The organism is Streptomyces sp. NPDC001068, from assembly GCF_042897315.1.
Lineage (GTDB): Bacteria > Actinomycetota > Actinomycetes > Streptomycetales > Streptomycetaceae > Streptomyces.
The window spans coordinates 140127-155167 of the sequence record NZ_JBIAYD010000008.1; the positions used below are offsets into that span (position 1 = coordinate 140127).

Consider the following 15041-nt stretch of genomic DNA (forward strand, 5'->3'; position numbering starts at 1 on the left):
CGGCCCGCCCACTGCGTCCACGGTGGCCCGCTCCCTCGCGAGGGAGCGGGCCACCGTACGTCGTTAAGGTGAGGAGCATGAGCGAACCCTCCCGCTTCGACCGCGGCCACACCGACGACCTGATGTCCTTCCTCGCGGCCGGCCCCACGCCGTACCACGCCGTCGCGAACGCCGGGGAACGGCTGGAGAAGGCCGGCTTCCGGCAGGTCGCCGAGACGGACGCCTGGGACGGGACCGCGGGCGGCAGGTACGTGCTGCGCGGCGGCGCGATCATCGCCTGGTACGTCCCCGAGGGCGCCGCGCCGCACACGCCGTTCCGGATCGTCGGCGCCCACACCGACTCCCCGAACCTGCGGGTGAAGCCCCGCCCGGACACCGGGGCGCACGGCTTCCGCCAGGTCGCCGTGGAGATCTACGGCGGGCCGCTCATGAACTCCTGGCTCGACCGGGACCTGGGCCTGGCCGGCCGGCTCAGCCTGCGCGACGGCACCACCCGCCTGGTCGACGTGCGCCGTCCGCTGCTGCGCGTCCCCCAGCTCGCCATCCACCTGGACCGCGCGGTGAGCAGCGACGGCCTCAAGCTGGACAAGCAGCGCCACCTGCAACCGGTCTGGGGGCTCGGCGACGACGTCCGCGACGGCGACCTGATCGCCTTCCTGGAGCAGGAGTCGGGTCTGCCGGCCGGCTCGGTGACCGGCTGGGACCTGATGACCCACCCCGTGGAACCGCCCGCCTACCTGGGCCGTGACCAGGAGATGATGGCCGGCCCCCGGATGGACAACCTGCTGTCCGTGCACGCCGGTACGGCGGCCCTCGCGGCCGTGGCGGCGGGAAACCCGCAGCTCCCCTGCATCCCGGTGCTCGCCGCCTTCGACCACGAGGAGACCGGCTCCCAGTCCGACACCGGCGCCGACGGCCCGCTGCTCGGCAACGTGCTGGAGCGCTCGGTCCTGGCCCGCGGCGGATCCCACGAGGACCGGGCACGCGCGCTCGCCGCCAGCGTCTGCGTATCCTCCGACACCGGCCACGCCGTGCACCCCAACTACGCGGAGCGCCACGACCCCACGCACCACCCCCGGCTCAACGGCGGCCCGATCCTCAAGGTCAACGTCAACAACCGCTACGCCACGGACGGTTCGGGCCGCGCGGTCTTCGCCGCCGCCTGCGACAAGGCCGGCGTCCCCTTCCAGACCTTCGTCTCCAACAACTCCATGCCCTGCGGCACCACCATCGGTCCGATCACCGCGGCCCGCCACGGCATCCGGACCGTCGACATCGGCGCGGCGATCCTCTCCATGCACAGCGCCCGCGAACTGTGCGGCGCCGACGACCCGTTCCTCCTCGCGAACGCCCTGACGGCTTTCCTGGAGGGGTAGTTGCACATGTCGCGCCCGCCCCTGGGTACCCGGTGTGCACCGGAACCACCGAACCTGAAGGGGAGGCAACGCTCATGGGCCTTGGCGGGTGCATCATCCTCATCGCCGTGGGGGCCATCCTCACGTTCGCGACCGACTGGCACATGCAGGGCGTCAACCTCGACGTCGTCGGCCTGATCCTGATGGCCGTCGGCATCATCGGCGTCGCCACGTTCACGAACATCGCCCGTCGCCGGCGGGTCATGGTGCCCCCGGCGACGGTCGTCGAGGAACGGCACCATCACCACCAGGACGACTACGGCAACGGGTACGGCGTCTGACGCGGGCGCCGCGGCCTAGGCCTCTTCGGCCTTCTCGTCCATGCCGGCCAGGACCAGCGGCAGCCGGTCCGCCGCGCCCTCCGTGAGGCGGACCGGCACTCCCCAGTCCTGCTGGTGGACATGGCAGGCCGGGTACTCGTTGGCCGGGTCGTCGTCGCAGGACGCGGCCATCGCCGAGACGTGCAGAACGCCCTCGGTCACGGCCGGGTTCAGCTCCAGCTCCCGGGACAGGTCCGTGTCCGGGCCGTCGCCCTTGAGCAGCAGCTCCGGCGGGGTCGAGGAGACCAGCAGCCGCGTCGACGGTCCGTAGCGCAGGTCGAGCTTCTGGCCCGCCGGGGCCTGGAAGATCACGTCCAGCCGCAGGCGGCCGGGGGCAACCTCGGTCGCCGCCCGCCGCGTGCGGTGGGCGACCGACTCCACCCGGACCGCCTCCTCGGGCAGCCGCAGCCGGGTCAGCCGGTGGCGGGCGGACTCGACCACCACGATGTCGTCGCCGGCCAGCACCGCGGCGCTCGGCTCCCGCAGGTCGGTGGCCAGCGTGGTGACCTCGCCGGTCGCGGGGTCGTAGCGGCGCAGCGCGTGGTTGTAGGTGTCGGACACCGCGACCGAGCCGTCGGGGAGCGCCGTGACGCCCAGCGGGTGCTGGAGCAGTGCCTGTCCGGCCGCGCCGTCCCGGTGGCCGAAGTCGAACAGGCCGGTGCCCACCGCCGTGTGGACGTGTCCGTCCGGGTCGGCCCAGCGCAGCGCGCTCGTCTCCGAGTCGGCGATCCAGAGCCGGTCGGCGGTGGCGGCCAGTCCGGACGGCTGCGCGAACCACGCCTCGGCCGCGGGACCGTCCACCAGCCCCTCGTTGGTGGTGCCCGCGGCGACCTCGACGGTCGCGGTGGCGGGGTCGTACGTCCACAGCTGGTGCACGCCGGCCATCGCGATCCACACCTTGCCGCCGAAGACGGCCACGTCCCAGGGGGAGGACAGGTCGATCTCGCGGGCCGGCCCCGAGGTCGGGGAACCCTGCCACCACTGGCGGCCGGTGCCGGCCAGCGTGGTCACCTCACCGGTGGCCGCGTCGAGGCGGCGCAGGGCGTGGTTGACGGTGTCGGCGACGACCACCGAGCCGTCGTCCAGGAGCGCCAGCCCCTGGGGTTCGCTGAAGGCGGCGTCGGCGGCCGGGCCGTCGGTGAAGCCGCGCGCGCCGGAACCGATCCGCCGCACGACCGTCTCGGCGTCCTCGGCCAGTTCCACCAGCTGGTGCCGGGTGGTGTCGCTGACCAGGAAGTTCCCCGAGGGCAGCAGCAGCGCCTTGCCGGGGAAGCGCAGGGCGGTCGGCTCGGGCTCCGGCGGTACGTAGGGGCCGTCCCCGCGCCGCAGGGTGCCCTTCGCCTCGTGCTCGGCCTCCAGCTCCTCCACCAGCCGCTCGATGGCGTGCGCGTGGCCCTCGCCGGCGTGCTGGGCGACGACGTACCCCTCGGGGTCGATCACGACCAGCGTCGGCCAGGCCCGCACGGCGTACTGCTTCCAGGTGGCGAGCTCCGGGTCGTCGAGCACGGGGTGCTCCACGCCGTACCGCTCGACGGCGTCGACGACCGCCTGGTGCTCCGCCTCGTGCACGAACTTCGGCGAGTGCACTCCGACGATCACCACGGTGTCCCGGTGCCGCTCCTCCAGCTCCCGCAGCTCGTCCAGGACGTGCAGGCAGTTGATGCAGCAAAATGTCCAGAAATCAACAATTATGATGCGCCCGCGGAGTTCCGCGAGACCGAGCCGCTTGTCACCTGTGTTGATCCAGCCACCCTTGCCGACCAGCTCGGGGGCCCGGACACGTACGCGCTTCGCCATGGTTCAACCAAACCACACGCCCCCCTGGCGCTATTCCGCGCGCCCCTCTCCGCCCCACCCGCTCAGTCCGTCGGACCACCGGCGGCGTTTGTGGCCGGATGTCCGGGAAGGGGTAATGGCATGAGATTCCTGGTACGTGACCGGATCCTCGGCTTCGGCGAGGACTACTGGATCGAGGACGACCACGGCGACAAGGTCTACCTGGTCGACGGCAAGGCCATGCGGGTGCGCGACACCTTCGAGCTGAAGGACCGGCAGGGGCGGGTGCTCGTCGACATCCACCAGAAGATGTTCGCCCTGCGCGACACGATGGTGATCGAACGCGACGGCGAACCCCTGGCCACCATCCGGCGCAAGCGGCTCTCGCTGCTGCGCAACCACTACCGCGTCCACCTGGTCGACGGCACCGAGCTGGACGTCAGCGGCAGGATCCTCGACCGGGAGTTCGCCGTGGAGTACGACGGCGAACTGCTGGCCGTGATCTCCCGGCGCTGGCTGCACGTCCGGGAGACCTACGGCGTCGACGTCGTACGGGACGACGCGGATCCGGCGCTGCTGATCGCGGTGGCGGTCTGTGTGATCCACCTCGCCGACAAGGAGCGCGAGGAGGACTGACCTGCGGGTCTCCTCGGCGGTCGGTCCGCCCGGCGCCCGGTCTCCCCGGCGGCCGGGTCCCCTCAGCGGCGGGGAGCCTCGAGGCCCAGCAGGCGGTCCTTGAGCGCCGGGAACTGTTCGCGGGTGGCGGCGACCCTGGCCGGGTCGATGTCGACGGTGAGGACCTGCTCGCCGGCGCCCGCCTCGGCCAGCACCTCGCCCCACGGGTCGACCACGATCGAGTGGCCGGCCTGCGGCACACCGGCGTGCGTCCCGGCCGTCCCGCACGCGAGCACGAACGCCTGGTTCTCCACCGCCCGCGCCTTCGCCAGCAGCGTCCAGTGCGAGCGTCGCCGCTCGGGCCAGCCCGCCGAGACCACCAGCGTCTCGGCGCCGCCGTCGACGAGCGCGCGGAAGAGCTCGGGGAAGCGGAGGTCGTAGCAGGTCGCCACGCCCAGCGTGGTCGCGGGGAGCCGGACGGTCACCAGGTCCCGCCCGGCACCCATCAGCACCGCCTCGCCCTTGTCGAAGCCGAAGCGGTGGATCTTGCGATAGGCGGCGGCGAGCTCACCGGAGGGGGAGAAGACGAGAGCCGTGTTGTACAGGGGGCCTTCGGGGTCCCGCTCGGGGATGGAGCCGGCGTGCAGCCAGACCCCCGCGTCGCTCGCAGCCTTCGCCATCGCCTCGTAGGTCGGACCTTCGAGGGGTTCGGCCTCGGTGGCGAACGCCTCGTAGGCGAAGGCGCCGGTCGTCCACAGCTCGGGCAGGACGACGAGATCGGCGTCCGCCTGTTCGCGCACCAGTGCGGTCACGCGCCGCCGACGCGCTTCGACCGATTCGTCCTCGTTTACGTCGATCTGGATCAGCGAGGCGCGCACACTACCACCGTCCTGGCATTCGAGCCGTCCACACGGGCCTACGATCGTCACACGAAAGCACTGCCGGGGTGCCTCACAGCAGCGTAACTTGGGGGTCTCCCCGGTTCGAGCGAAGTCGGGGGAGTTTCCAGACACCCGCCGACAGCAGCCACCTCCCGCTGGCAGCGCCGCCACAAACTGCCCGAGTACCGACCGCCGAGGGGTCCCGTTCCGTGAGTCTGCATCCCACCCTCCAGCCCTACGCCGACGCCTGGACCCACTCCATCGAAGCGATATCCGAGCTGGTGACGCCCCTTGCCGAGGGCGAGTGGAACCGGCGGACACCATGCCCGGGCTGGTCGGTGCGGGACGTGGTCTCCCATGTCATCGGCATGGACTGCGAGATGCTCGGCGACCCGCGCCCCATCCACACCCTGCCGCGTGACCTCTACCACGTCACCAACGAGCACCAGCGCTACATGGAGATGCAGGTCGACGTACGGCGCCATCACACGGCGCCCGAGATGACCTCCGAGCTGGAGTACACGGTCATCCGCCGCAACCGCCAGCTGCGCAACGAGTCACGGGAGCCGGGACACCTGGTACGCGGGCCGATGAGCAAGGAGATCACCCTCGAAGCGGCCATGCGCACCCACGCGTTCAACGTGTGGGCGCACGAGCAGGACCTGCGGGCGGCACTCGGGCGGCCGGGCAACCTGGACTCGCCCGGCGCGCTGATCGCCCGGGACGTACTGCTGGACGAGCTGCCCCGGGTGGTCGCCAACGAGTCCGACGCCCCGCGCAGTTCGTCCGTCATCTTCGACGTGCACGGTCCGGTGGAGTTCCTGCGCACCATCCGCATCGACATCCAGGGCCGCGGCACCCTGGAGACCACCCCCGCGCTCGGCCCCGCCGCCATCTTCACCCTCGACTGGGAGACCTACGTCCGCCTGGCCTGCGGGCGCACCACCCCGGACGCGGTCGCGGACCGGGTGAAGGCGGAGGGCGACCCGGAACTGACGGCGGCGATCCTGCGGAACTTCACCGTCACCCAGTAGCGGACGCCCGGCCCCACCCGGCGGAAGCGGCAGGCGCCGGTCACCCGCGGCACGGCGGCGGGCGGCGGACCGTCCGCGACACGGCGGCCGACAGCGGTAATTCGGTGGGCACGGGGGCCGTCGGGATCTAACTTGCCCGGCATGACCGCCGACACCGCGCCGTACGCGGACCTCCCGCCCCGCCTGACCCGGCTCACCTTCCACGGTCCGCTCTCCGAGGACCGCGCCGCCGCGCTGGTACGGCGGCTCGCCGACCCGCACCCCACCACCTTGCTCGACATCGGCTGCGGCTGGGGCGAGCTGATGCTCCGCCTGCTGGAGGCCGTGCCCGGCGCGCGGGGCGTGGGACTGGACGTGCACGCCGGGGACCTGGCACGCGGCCGACGGGCCGCCGGGGAGCGCGGGCTGGCCGGCCGGGTGGAGTTCGCCGAGGAGTCCGCGCAGGGCACGGCCCGTGGCCCGGCCGACGTGGTGCTGTGCCTCGGGGCGAGCCAGGCGCTCGGCGACGACCCGGAGACGGCCCTGCGCGAGCTCAGGCGGCTGGTGAACGACGGCGGGCGGGTCCTGCTCGGCGAGGGCTTCTGGCAGCGTACCCCGACCGAGGAAGAGCTCTCCGGAATGTGGCCCGGCGCCTCGGCCGCCGACCACCACGACCTGGCGACGCTGATCGGCCTGGCGGTGGCGGCGGGCTTCCGCCCGGAGTGGACGGAGACCGCGAGCCCGGCGGAATGGGAGGAGTTCGAGTCGGCGTACCAGGCCGACCAGGAGGTGTGGCTGGCGGCCAACCCCGGCCACCCCCTGGCCACGGAGACCCGGGCCCGCCTGGACACCCACCGGTCGTCGTGGCTGACCTACCGGGGCGTACTGGGCCTGGCCTACCTCACCCTCGTCCCGGTGGCGGGCCCGCCGCGCGCCTGAGGGACTCGCAGAGCCGGGCGGAGGCGTCGGGTCACGCGGGCACGTGCACCGTCTCCACCCGGCTGGCCACCAGCCGCTCCCGCTCCCGGCGGGCCGCCCGGCCCCGCAGCCGCAGGATCTGGCTCACCCCCAGCGCCTGGAGCACGAACACGCACGAGAAGGCCACCGAGTAGTCGTCGCCGGTCGCGTCCAGCAGCACACCCACCGCGAACAGCGTCGTCATCGACGCCACGAAGCCACCCATATTGGTGATCCCGGACGCGGTCCCCTGCCGCTCGGGCGGATTCGCCGGACGGGCGAAGTCGAAGCCGAGCATGGACGCCGGGCCGCACGCCCCCAGCACCGCGCACAACACCAGCAGCAGCCACATCGGCGCGTGCGCGGCCGGGTACACCAGCGTCGCCGCCCACACGGTGGCCGTCGCGCAGACCGTGCCCAGCGCCAGCGGCAGCCGGGCCGCGTGGTGCCGGGCGACGACCTGGCCGTAGACCAGGCCGATCACCATGTTGGAGAGCACCACCAGGGTCAGCATCTCCCCGGCCGTGGCCCGGGACAGCCCCTGCGCCTGGACCAGGAACGGCAGCCCCCACAGCAGCAGGAACACCATCGCCGGGAACTGGGTGGTGAAGTGCACCCACATCCCGAGCCGGGTCCCCGGCTCCCGCCAGGAGGCGGCGATCTGCTTCCGTACGTACGCCGCGCCCCGGTGCGGGAGGGGCGCCGGCTCGTACCCCTCGGGGTGGTCCTTCAGGAAGGACAGCGCGAGGACCAGGACGACCACGCCGGCCAGTGCGCTGCCCGCGAACGCCGCGGTCCAGCCGATGCCGTGCAGCAGCCGGGCCAGGACCAGCGTGGAGACCAGGTTGCCCGCCATGCCGACCAGGCCGGCGAGCTGGGCGACGAGCGGACCGCGCCGTGCCGGGAACCAGCGGGTGCCGAGCCGCAGCACGCTGATGAAGGTCATGGCGTCGCCGCAGCCGAGCAGCGCCCGCGAGGCGAGCGCGGTGCCGTACGACGGGGAGAACGCGAAACCCAGCTGGCCGGCCGTGAACAGCACCGCTCCGATGGCGAGCACCCTCTTGGTGCCGAGGCTGTCCACCAGCAGGCCGACGGGTATCTGCATGCCGGCGTAGACCAGCAGCTGGAGTATCGAGAAGGTGGACAGCGCCGAGGCGTTGACGTGGAAGCGGTCGGCCGCGTCGAGACCGGCGACGCCGAGGGAGGTGCGGAAGATGACGGCGACGAAGTAGACCGAGACGCCTATGGACCACATCGCCACGGCCCGCCGGCCGCCGGGCGGATCGCCGGGCAGCGAGACGCCGCCGCGGCTCATCGGACCTCACCCCGCGCCAGGTGCGCGAACCAGTCGACGTGCCGGTGGACCAGCTCGACGGCGAGGTCGGCGTCCCCGGCACGCAGCGCGTCCAGGATCTCCTCGTGCTCGGTGAGCGACTTGGCGATCCGGTCGGGGTGCGCGTGCATGATCGCGACGCCCATCCGCAGCTGGCGGTCGCGGAGCTGGTCGTAGAGGCGGGCGAGGATCTCGTTGCCGCCGTCGCGGACGATCTCGGCGTGGAAGCAGCGGTCCGTGACGGCCGCGGCGGCCAGGTCGCCGGCGGCGGCCTCGGCCTTCTGCCGCTCCAGCAGCTCCTCCAGGCGGGCCACGAGCAGCGCCGACGCCGGCACGGCCTTGCGCGCCGCGTGCTCCTCCACCAGCATCCGGGTCTCGACCACGTCCGCGATCTCCTGCGCGGAGACGGGCAGCACCATGGCGCCCTTCTTCGGGTAGAGCCTGATCAGGCCCTCGACCTCCAGACGCAGCAGCGCCTCACGGACCGGGGTGCGTGACACCCCGACCGCCTCGGCCAGTTCGCCCTCGGTCAGGAGGGTGCCGCCCTCGTACTGACGGTCGAGGACGGCTTGCTTGACATGGGAGTACACGCGATCGGCGGCGGCGGGCTGCTTGACGGCCAGGCTCATGCCCACAGCATAGATACAACACGTACCCATGCGGTGGGGCGTCCATCATGCGGACGTGACGAAAATCGCCCTCAGCAACTGCACAACCATCTGTGCTACTTACATGTCACACACGTGCGGCTCCATTCGCTTTGGCACCCCCAACTCGGCCGCACGCCAGGGGCATTACGACTCGACTCGACTCGGGGTATTTCAGTTGATTACCGGTATTAAGGGCACTCGCCTCCGCAAGGCCGCCGCCGTCGCTGTCACGTCCGGCGCACTGCTGGCGACCGGGGCCCTCACCGCGGCGCCCGCGCAGGCCGTCACCAAGCCCTCGATCGTGGCCAAGGGCGGCTACATCATGAACAACGCGAACGCGAAGACGCTGTACACCAAGGCCGCGGACACCAAGCTGTCCACCGGTTCGACCACGAAGATCATGACCGCCAAGGTCGTGCTCGCGCAGTCGAACCTGAACCTGGACGCCAAGGTGACCATCCAGAAGGAATACAGCGACTACATCGTCCGCAACAACGCCTCCCAGGCCCACCTGATCGTCGGCGACAAGGTCACCGTCCGCCAGCTGCTCTACGGGCTGATGCTGCCCTCCGGCTGCGACGCCGCCTACGCGCTCGCCGACAAGTACGGCACCGGCACCACCCGCGCCAAGCGCGTGGCCAACTTCATCGGCAAGATGAACACCGCCGCGAAGAACCTGGGTCTGACCCACACCCACTTCGACTCGTTCGACGGCATCGGCAACGGCAACAACTGGTCGACGCCGCGCGACCTGACGAAGATCGCCAGCAGCGCGATGAAGAACTCCAACTTCCGCGTGATCGTCAAGACGAAGAAGTACACGGCGAAGACGATCACCAAGACCGGTTCCACCCGCACCATGGCACCGTGGGTCAACACCAACACGCTGCTCAGCAGCTACAGCGGCGCCATCGGCATCAAGACCGGCTCCGGCCCCGAGGCCAAGTACTGCCTCGTCTTCGCCGCGACCCGCAACGGCAAGACGGTCATCGGCACCGTCCTCGCCTCCTCCTCCATCAACCAGCGCGCGACGGACGCCACGAAGCTCCTGAACTACGGCTTCGCGACGATCTGAGCCACACCGCCGAAGGCCCGCCGCGATCCGCGCGGCGGGCCTTTCGCATACCCGAACGACTCCGCGCAGCAGAACACGAGTTTCTCGCTCGCAATCGTGAACATCGCAGTATGTGACTGGCATATTCGATTTTCTCCGCCCTAAGTTCCGCAGCGGAGGTGGTTCACATGAACGAACCCGAAAAGCAGGCCAAGCCCACCAGTTCCCACGAGGCCATCGACGTCGGTGACTTCGTGTACGCGGCGACCGGAGCCCGGGTACGACGACTGACCATGCCGGACGGAACGCACTGGTTCCCGGCGGTGGACGTGTGCAAGGAACTCGGGCACAGCAACTCTCGGCAGGCTCTCGCCGATCACGTCCCCGAAGCCCACCGAGAGTGTCTTGAGACCGTAACTGGAGCTTACGGTCTCAGCATTCCCGCAGGTAGGGAGTGGCGTCGAGACATGAATCTGATCAGTCTCCAGGGCCTGATCCTGCTCGTCGGAGCCTGCACGAAGCCTGCGTGCAGGCCTTTCAAGGAGTGGGTCGTCGAAGTCATCGCGACAGTCCAGCGAGAGGGTTCCTACACTCTCGAAGAAGCCGAGGTCCAGCCCACCGAGCCGGGTGCCCCGATCGCCTACGCCATGCCGGAGCAGATCGCGGAGGCCATCGTGCGGCTGGAGGCGCACAACCTTCAGCTGGACGAGCAACTGGTGAAGGGGCAGCGCGAACTGATCGAGTTGCAGAAGAGCACACTCGCCGTGCAGCAGGCCATGGTCCGGGCGATGGAACGGATCGCCGACCGGCTCGACGAACTCGTCCTCGACCGTCGTAGGCCGTACGGGCCGCCCGTGGCGCTGCCGACCACCGAGTCCGTGCTCGCCGACTGGCGGGGGCGGCTGTCGGTGACCGAGGACGTGTGGACGGTGGCCGTCGTCATCGCCCCGGTCCTCGTGGAGAAGGGTGAGCTGCGCGAGCCGCTCGAATCGATCGCCGCCCGCACCGGGCTGACGGTGCACCGCGTCAACGAGTGTCTGCGGCTGCTGCGCAAGCACGCCTGCATCCACTCGCGGGGCGGGACGGAGGAGGGTGCGCCGGTCTACGTGCTGAACCGGGTCTGAAAGAGGGTGGGCGGTCGCAAAACCTAGTTGCGACCGCCCACTGACTCAATCTATCCGGGTTCAGCCCCAGGTAATCAACCGCTTCGGCTGTTCCAGGATCGCCGCGATGTCCGCGAGGACCTTGGAGCCCAGTTCGCCGTCGACCAGACGGTGGTCGAAGGACAGGGCGAGCGTGGTGACCTGGCGGGGCTTCACCTTGCCCTTGTGGACCCACGGCTGGAGCTTGATGGCCCCGACCGCCAGGATCGCGGCCTCGCCCGGGTTGAGGATGGGCGTGCCCGTGTCGATGCCGAAGACGCCGACGTTGGTGATCGTCACCGTGCCGCCCTGCATGGCGCCGGGCGAGGTCTTGCCGTCCCGGGCCGTGGACACCAGTTCGCCGAGGGACTCGGCCAGTTGCGGCAGCGTCCTGGCGTGCGCGTCCTTGATGTTCGGGACGATCAGGCCCCGCGGGGTGGCCGCGGCGATGCCCAGGTTGACGTAGTGCTTGAGCACGATCTCCTGGTTCGCCTCGTCCCAGGACGCGTTGATGTCCGGGTTGCGCTTGATGGCGACCAGCAGCGCCTTGGCGATGAGCAGCAGGGGGTTCACGCGGAGGCCCTGCAGGTCCTTGTCCTGCTTGAGCTCCTCCACCAGCTTCATCGTCCGGGTCACGTCCACCGTCACGAACTCCGTGACGTGCGGCGCGGTGAACGCCGAGCCCACCATCGCCGCGGCCGTCGCCCTGCGGACACCCTTGATCGGGACCCGGGTCTCACGCGCACCGTCGTACGACGCCACGGGGGCCGCCTGCACGGCGGGCGCCGTCGGCGCGGCCGGCGCCTGTTCCGGGACGGCCGGCTGTACGGCCGCCACCGCCGCGTGGACGTCCTCGCGCGTGATGACGCCCTCCGGGCCGGACGGGGTCACCGTGGCCAGGTCGACGCCCAGGTCCTTCGCCAGCTTGCGCACCGGCGGCTTCGCCAGCGGACGCGGACGCTCCGCGGCCGGGGCCTCGGGGGCGGCTTCGGGGGCCCCGGCACGCCCGTGGCCGTTCAGCTCCTGCTGGACGGCCGCCCGCGCGGCCGCCTCGGCGACCGGCACCTCGGGGCCCTTGCGCGGGCGCCGCTTGGTGGAGGAGGCCGCGACGCCGTAGCCGACGAGGACCGGCTGACGGCCCTGCGGCTTCTCCTCGGGCTCCGGTGCCGGCGCCGCCTCGGGGGCCGGGGCGGGCTCGTCCACCGGAGCGGCCGCGCCGCCCGACACGTCGACCGTGATGATCGCCGTGCCCACGTCCACCGTGGTGCCCTCGGCGAAGCGCAGCTCGCGCACCACGCCGTCGTACGGGATGGGCAGCTCGACGGCCGCCTTGGCCGTCTCGACCTCGCACACCACCTGGCCGTCGGTGACCGTGTCGCCCGGCTGGACGTACCACTTGAGGATCTCGGCCTCGGTGAGCCCCTCGCCCACGTCCGGCATCCTGAACTCGCGTACGGACGCTTCCGTCATCGTCGTCACGACCCTCTCCTCAGTACGCCAGGGCACGGTCGACGGCGTCGAGCACCCGGTCAAGGCCCGGAAGGTACTCCTCCTCCAGGCGGGCCGGCGGGTAGGGGGCGTGGTAGCCGCCGACCCGGAGCACCGGGGCCTCCAGGTGGTAGAAGCAGCGCTCCGTGATGCGGGCGGCGATCTCCGCGCCCGAGCCGAAGAACACCGGTGCCTCGTGGACCACGACCAGGCGGCGGGTCTTCTCGACCGAGGCCTGGATGGAGTCGAAGTCCAGCGGGGAGACCGACCGCAGGTCGAGGATCTCCAGGGACTTGCCCTCCTCGGCGGCCGCGTCGGCGGCCTCCTGGCAGAGCTTCACCATCGGGCCGTAGGCGGCCAGGGTGATGTCGGTGCCCTCGCGGACCACCCGCGCCTTGTGCAGCGGGCCGGGGATGGCCTCCGTGTTCACCTCGCCCTTGTCCCAGTAGCGGCGCTTGGGCTCGAAGAAGATCACCGGGTCGTCGCTCTGGATGGCCTGCTGCATCATCCAGTAGGCGTCCGAGGAGTTGGACGGGGAGACGATCTTCAGGCCCGCCACGTGCGCGAAGAGCGACTCGGGGGACTCCGAGTGGTGCTCCACCGCGCCGATGCCGCCGCCGTAGGGGATGCGCACGACGACCGGCATCTTGACCGTGCCGAGCGACCGCGCGTGCATCTTCGCCAGCTGGGTGACGATCTGGTCGTACGCCGGGAAGACGAAACCGTCGAACTGGATCTCCACCACCGGGCGGTAGCCGCGCAGGGCGAGGCCGATCGCGGTGCCGACGATGCCGGACTCCGCGAGGGGGGTGTCGATGACGCGGCTCTCGCCGAAGTCCTTCTGCAGGCCGTCGGTGACGCGGAAGACACCGCCGAGCTTGCCGACGTCCTCGCCCATGACGAGGACCTTGGGGTCGGTCTCCAGGGCGCGGCGCAGCGACTCGTTGATCGCCTTGGCCAGAGCCATCTTCTCCGCTGCCATGGTCAGGCCCCCTCTACGTCAGCGAACGACGCCTGGTAGGCGGCGAACTGGGCTCGTTCCTCGTCGACGAGCGCGTGCCCGTCCGCGTACACGTGCTCGAACATGGCGAAGTCGTCCGGGTCGGGCATGGCCCGGACCGATTCGCGCACCCGCTTGCCCAACGCCTCGGACTCGGCTTCGAGTTCCGCGAAGAATCCCTCGTCCGCGTGGTTCGAGGCCTCCAGGTACCGGCGCAGCCGCAGGATCGGGTCCTTGGCCTCCCACGCCTCGCGCTCCTCGTCGGCCCGGTACTTGGTCGGGTCGTCGGAGGTGGTGTGGGCGCCCATCCGGTAGGTGAACGCCTCGACCAGCGTCGGGCCCTCGCCGCTGCGGGCGCGCTCCAGCGCCCACTTGGTGACCGCGAGGCAGGCCAGGACGTCGTTGCCGTCGACGCGGACGCCGGGGAAGCCGAAGCCCTGGGCGCGCTGGTAGAGCGGTACGCGGGTCTGCCGCTCGGTCGGCTCGGAGATCGCCCACTGGTTGTTCTGGCAGAAGAACACCACCGGGGCGTTGTAGACCGCGGCGAAGGTGAACGATTCGGCTACGTCGCCCTGGCTCGAGGCGCCGTCGCCGAAGTAGGCGATGACCGCCGAGTCCGCGCCGTCCTTGGCGACGCCCATGGCGTAGCCGGTCGCGTGCAGGGTCTGCGAGCCGATGACGATCGTGTAGAGGTGGAAGTTGTTGCTGTTGGGGTCCCAGCCGCCGTGGTTGACACCGCGGAACATGCCCAGCAGGTTCGTCGGGTCGACCCCGCGGCACCAGGCGACGCCGTGCTCGCGGTAGGTCGGGAAGACGTAGTCGTCCTCGCGGGTGGCGCGACCGGAGCCGATCTGGGCGGCCTCCTGGCCGAGCAGGGACGCCCACAGGCCCAGCTCGCCCTGGCGCTGCAGGGCGGTGGCCTCGGCGTCGAAGCGGCGGGAGAGCACCATGTCGCGGTACAGGCCGCGCAGCTCCTCCGGGGTGATCCCGGCGACGTAGGCGTCGTACTCGGCGTTCTTGACCCGCTTGCCCTCGGGGGTCAGCAACTGCACGAGCTCGGGTTCGGTGCTCTTCTTCGTGGTGGTGCGAGTGGTGCGCTTGGTGCCGGTCTTGCTGCCGGTGGTTCCGGCTTTGCCTGCGGCGCTGCGTCGCGGTTGGCTCGCGGCACTGCTGTCCACGGTCACGTGTGCTCCTCCGTCGGTCCGGCCCCCGGGGTTGCCGGGTGAACCAGTGCGGCTCACCTGTTTCCGACCCCTGTGACACGGGGTGGGTGCCACTCGGCCGGGAACAGGCGTGACAGGTGCCCCGGCGAGCGCCCTGCAGGGTGCACGTTACCCAGTGCTCCACATTTCTGTGAAACCCCTCCTGACCTGCGATTTTGCTTGGAAATCCAAGTA

14 protein-coding genes are annotated in these 15041 nt (G+C 71.0%); 7 read left to right on the forward strand and 7 right to left on the reverse strand.

All coding sequences use genetic code 11. The features are described from left to right. Window positions 1–77 precede the first annotated feature (77 nt). Both ACFY3I_RS23160 and ACFY3I_RS23165 read left to right on the forward strand, forming a co-directional pair. Window positions 78–1376 (forward strand): M18 family aminopeptidase, encoded by a 1299-nt coding sequence (locus tag ACFY3I_RS23160; protein WP_390862354.1) that lies wholly within the window; start codon window positions 78–80, stop codon window positions 1374–1376. A gap of 74 nt (window positions 1377–1450) precedes the next feature. Beyond that, window positions 1451–1696 carry a DUF6458 family protein gene (locus tag ACFY3I_RS23165; protein WP_365292865.1) on the forward strand — a complete coding sequence of 82 codons (246 nt, stop codon included), beginning with the start codon at window positions 1451–1453 and terminating at the stop codon, window positions 1694–1696. A gap of 15 nt (window positions 1697–1711) precedes the next feature. Here the strand turns inward: ACFY3I_RS23165 and ACFY3I_RS23170 are convergent, their stop codons facing one another. Beyond that, entirely contained in the window at window positions 1712–3532 is a 1821-nt protein-coding gene (locus ACFY3I_RS23170) for an NHL domain-containing thioredoxin family protein (RefSeq protein ID WP_390862356.1), read from the reverse strand. 120 nt (window positions 3533–3652) lie between these two features. On the opposite strand from ACFY3I_RS23170, the gene ACFY3I_RS23175 reads away from it, so the two are divergent. Further along, window positions 3653–4147 (forward strand): LURP-one-related family protein, encoded by a 495-nt coding sequence (locus ACFY3I_RS23175; protein WP_365292861.1) that lies wholly within the window; start codon window positions 3653–3655, stop codon window positions 4145–4147. Between the two features lie 62 nt (window positions 4148–4209). Here ACFY3I_RS23175 and ACFY3I_RS23180 read toward each other — a convergent pair whose 3' ends face one another. After that, window positions 4210–5004 (reverse strand): carbon-nitrogen family hydrolase, encoded by a 795-nt coding sequence (locus ACFY3I_RS23180; RefSeq protein ID WP_390862358.1) that lies wholly within the window; start codon window positions 5002–5004, stop codon window positions 4210–4212. A 212-nt stretch (window positions 5005–5216) separates the two neighbouring features. Between ACFY3I_RS23180 and ACFY3I_RS23185 the strand changes: the two genes are divergently transcribed. Both ACFY3I_RS23185 and ACFY3I_RS23190 read left to right on the forward strand, forming a co-directional pair. Then, entirely contained in the window at window positions 5217–6041 is an 825-nt protein-coding gene (locus ACFY3I_RS23185; RefSeq protein WP_390862360.1) for a maleylpyruvate isomerase family mycothiol-dependent enzyme, read from the forward strand. Between the two features lie 141 nt (window positions 6042–6182). After that, window positions 6183–6959: an SAM-dependent methyltransferase gene (locus ACFY3I_RS23190; RefSeq protein ID WP_390862362.1), complete on the forward strand. Its 777-nt coding sequence runs from the start codon at window positions 6183–6185 to the stop codon at window positions 6957–6959. 31 nt (window positions 6960–6990) lie between these two features. On the opposite strand, the gene ACFY3I_RS23195 is transcribed toward ACFY3I_RS23190, so the two are convergent. Both ACFY3I_RS23195 and ACFY3I_RS23200 read right to left on the reverse strand, forming a co-directional pair. Then, window positions 6991–8292 carry a nitrate/nitrite transporter gene (locus ACFY3I_RS23195; protein ID WP_390862364.1) on the reverse strand — a complete coding sequence of 434 codons (1302 nt, stop codon included), beginning with the start codon at window positions 8290–8292 and terminating at the stop codon, window positions 6991–6993. Further along, the gene (locus ACFY3I_RS23200; protein WP_390862366.1) at window positions 8289–8939 is read right to left on the reverse strand and encodes a GntR family transcriptional regulator; all 651 of its coding nucleotides are present in this window, start codon (window positions 8937–8939) and stop codon (window positions 8289–8291) included. Before ACFY3I_RS23200 ends, ACFY3I_RS23195 begins: the two co-directional genes overlap by 4 nt. 196 nt (window positions 8940–9135) lie before the next feature. On the opposite strand from ACFY3I_RS23200, the gene ACFY3I_RS23205 reads away from it, so the two are divergent. After that, entirely contained in the window at window positions 9136–10035 is a 900-nt protein-coding gene (locus ACFY3I_RS23205; protein WP_365292850.1) for a D-alanyl-D-alanine carboxypeptidase, read from the forward strand. A gap of 167 nt (window positions 10036–10202) precedes the next feature. After that, window positions 10203–11138: a Bro-N domain-containing protein gene (locus ACFY3I_RS23210; protein WP_390862368.1), complete on the forward strand. Its 936-nt coding sequence runs from the start codon at window positions 10203–10205 to the stop codon at window positions 11136–11138. A 60-nt stretch (window positions 11139–11198) separates the two neighbouring features. Here the strand turns inward: ACFY3I_RS23210 and ACFY3I_RS23215 are convergent, their stop codons facing one another. The 3 genes from ACFY3I_RS23215 to pdhA are packed head-to-tail and all read right to left on the reverse strand — an operon-like array spanning window position 11199 to window position 14828. Further along, window positions 11199–12635, reverse strand: coding sequence for a dihydrolipoamide acetyltransferase family protein (locus tag ACFY3I_RS23215; RefSeq protein WP_390862370.1), 1437 nt, complete (start codon window positions 12633–12635; stop codon window positions 11199–11201). Window positions 12636–12645: 10 nt separating this feature from the next. Further along, entirely contained in the window at window positions 12646–13626 is a 981-nt protein-coding gene (locus ACFY3I_RS23220) for an alpha-ketoacid dehydrogenase subunit beta (RefSeq protein ID WP_365292844.1), read from the reverse strand. A 2-nt stretch (window positions 13627–13628) separates the two neighbouring features. Then, a complete protein-coding gene (gene pdhA, locus ACFY3I_RS23225) occupies window positions 13629–14828 on the reverse strand; it encodes a pyruvate dehydrogenase (acetyl-transferring) E1 component subunit alpha (protein ID WP_390862372.1) in 1200 nt (399 codons plus the stop codon). Between the last annotated feature and the right edge of the window lie 213 nt (window positions 14829–15041).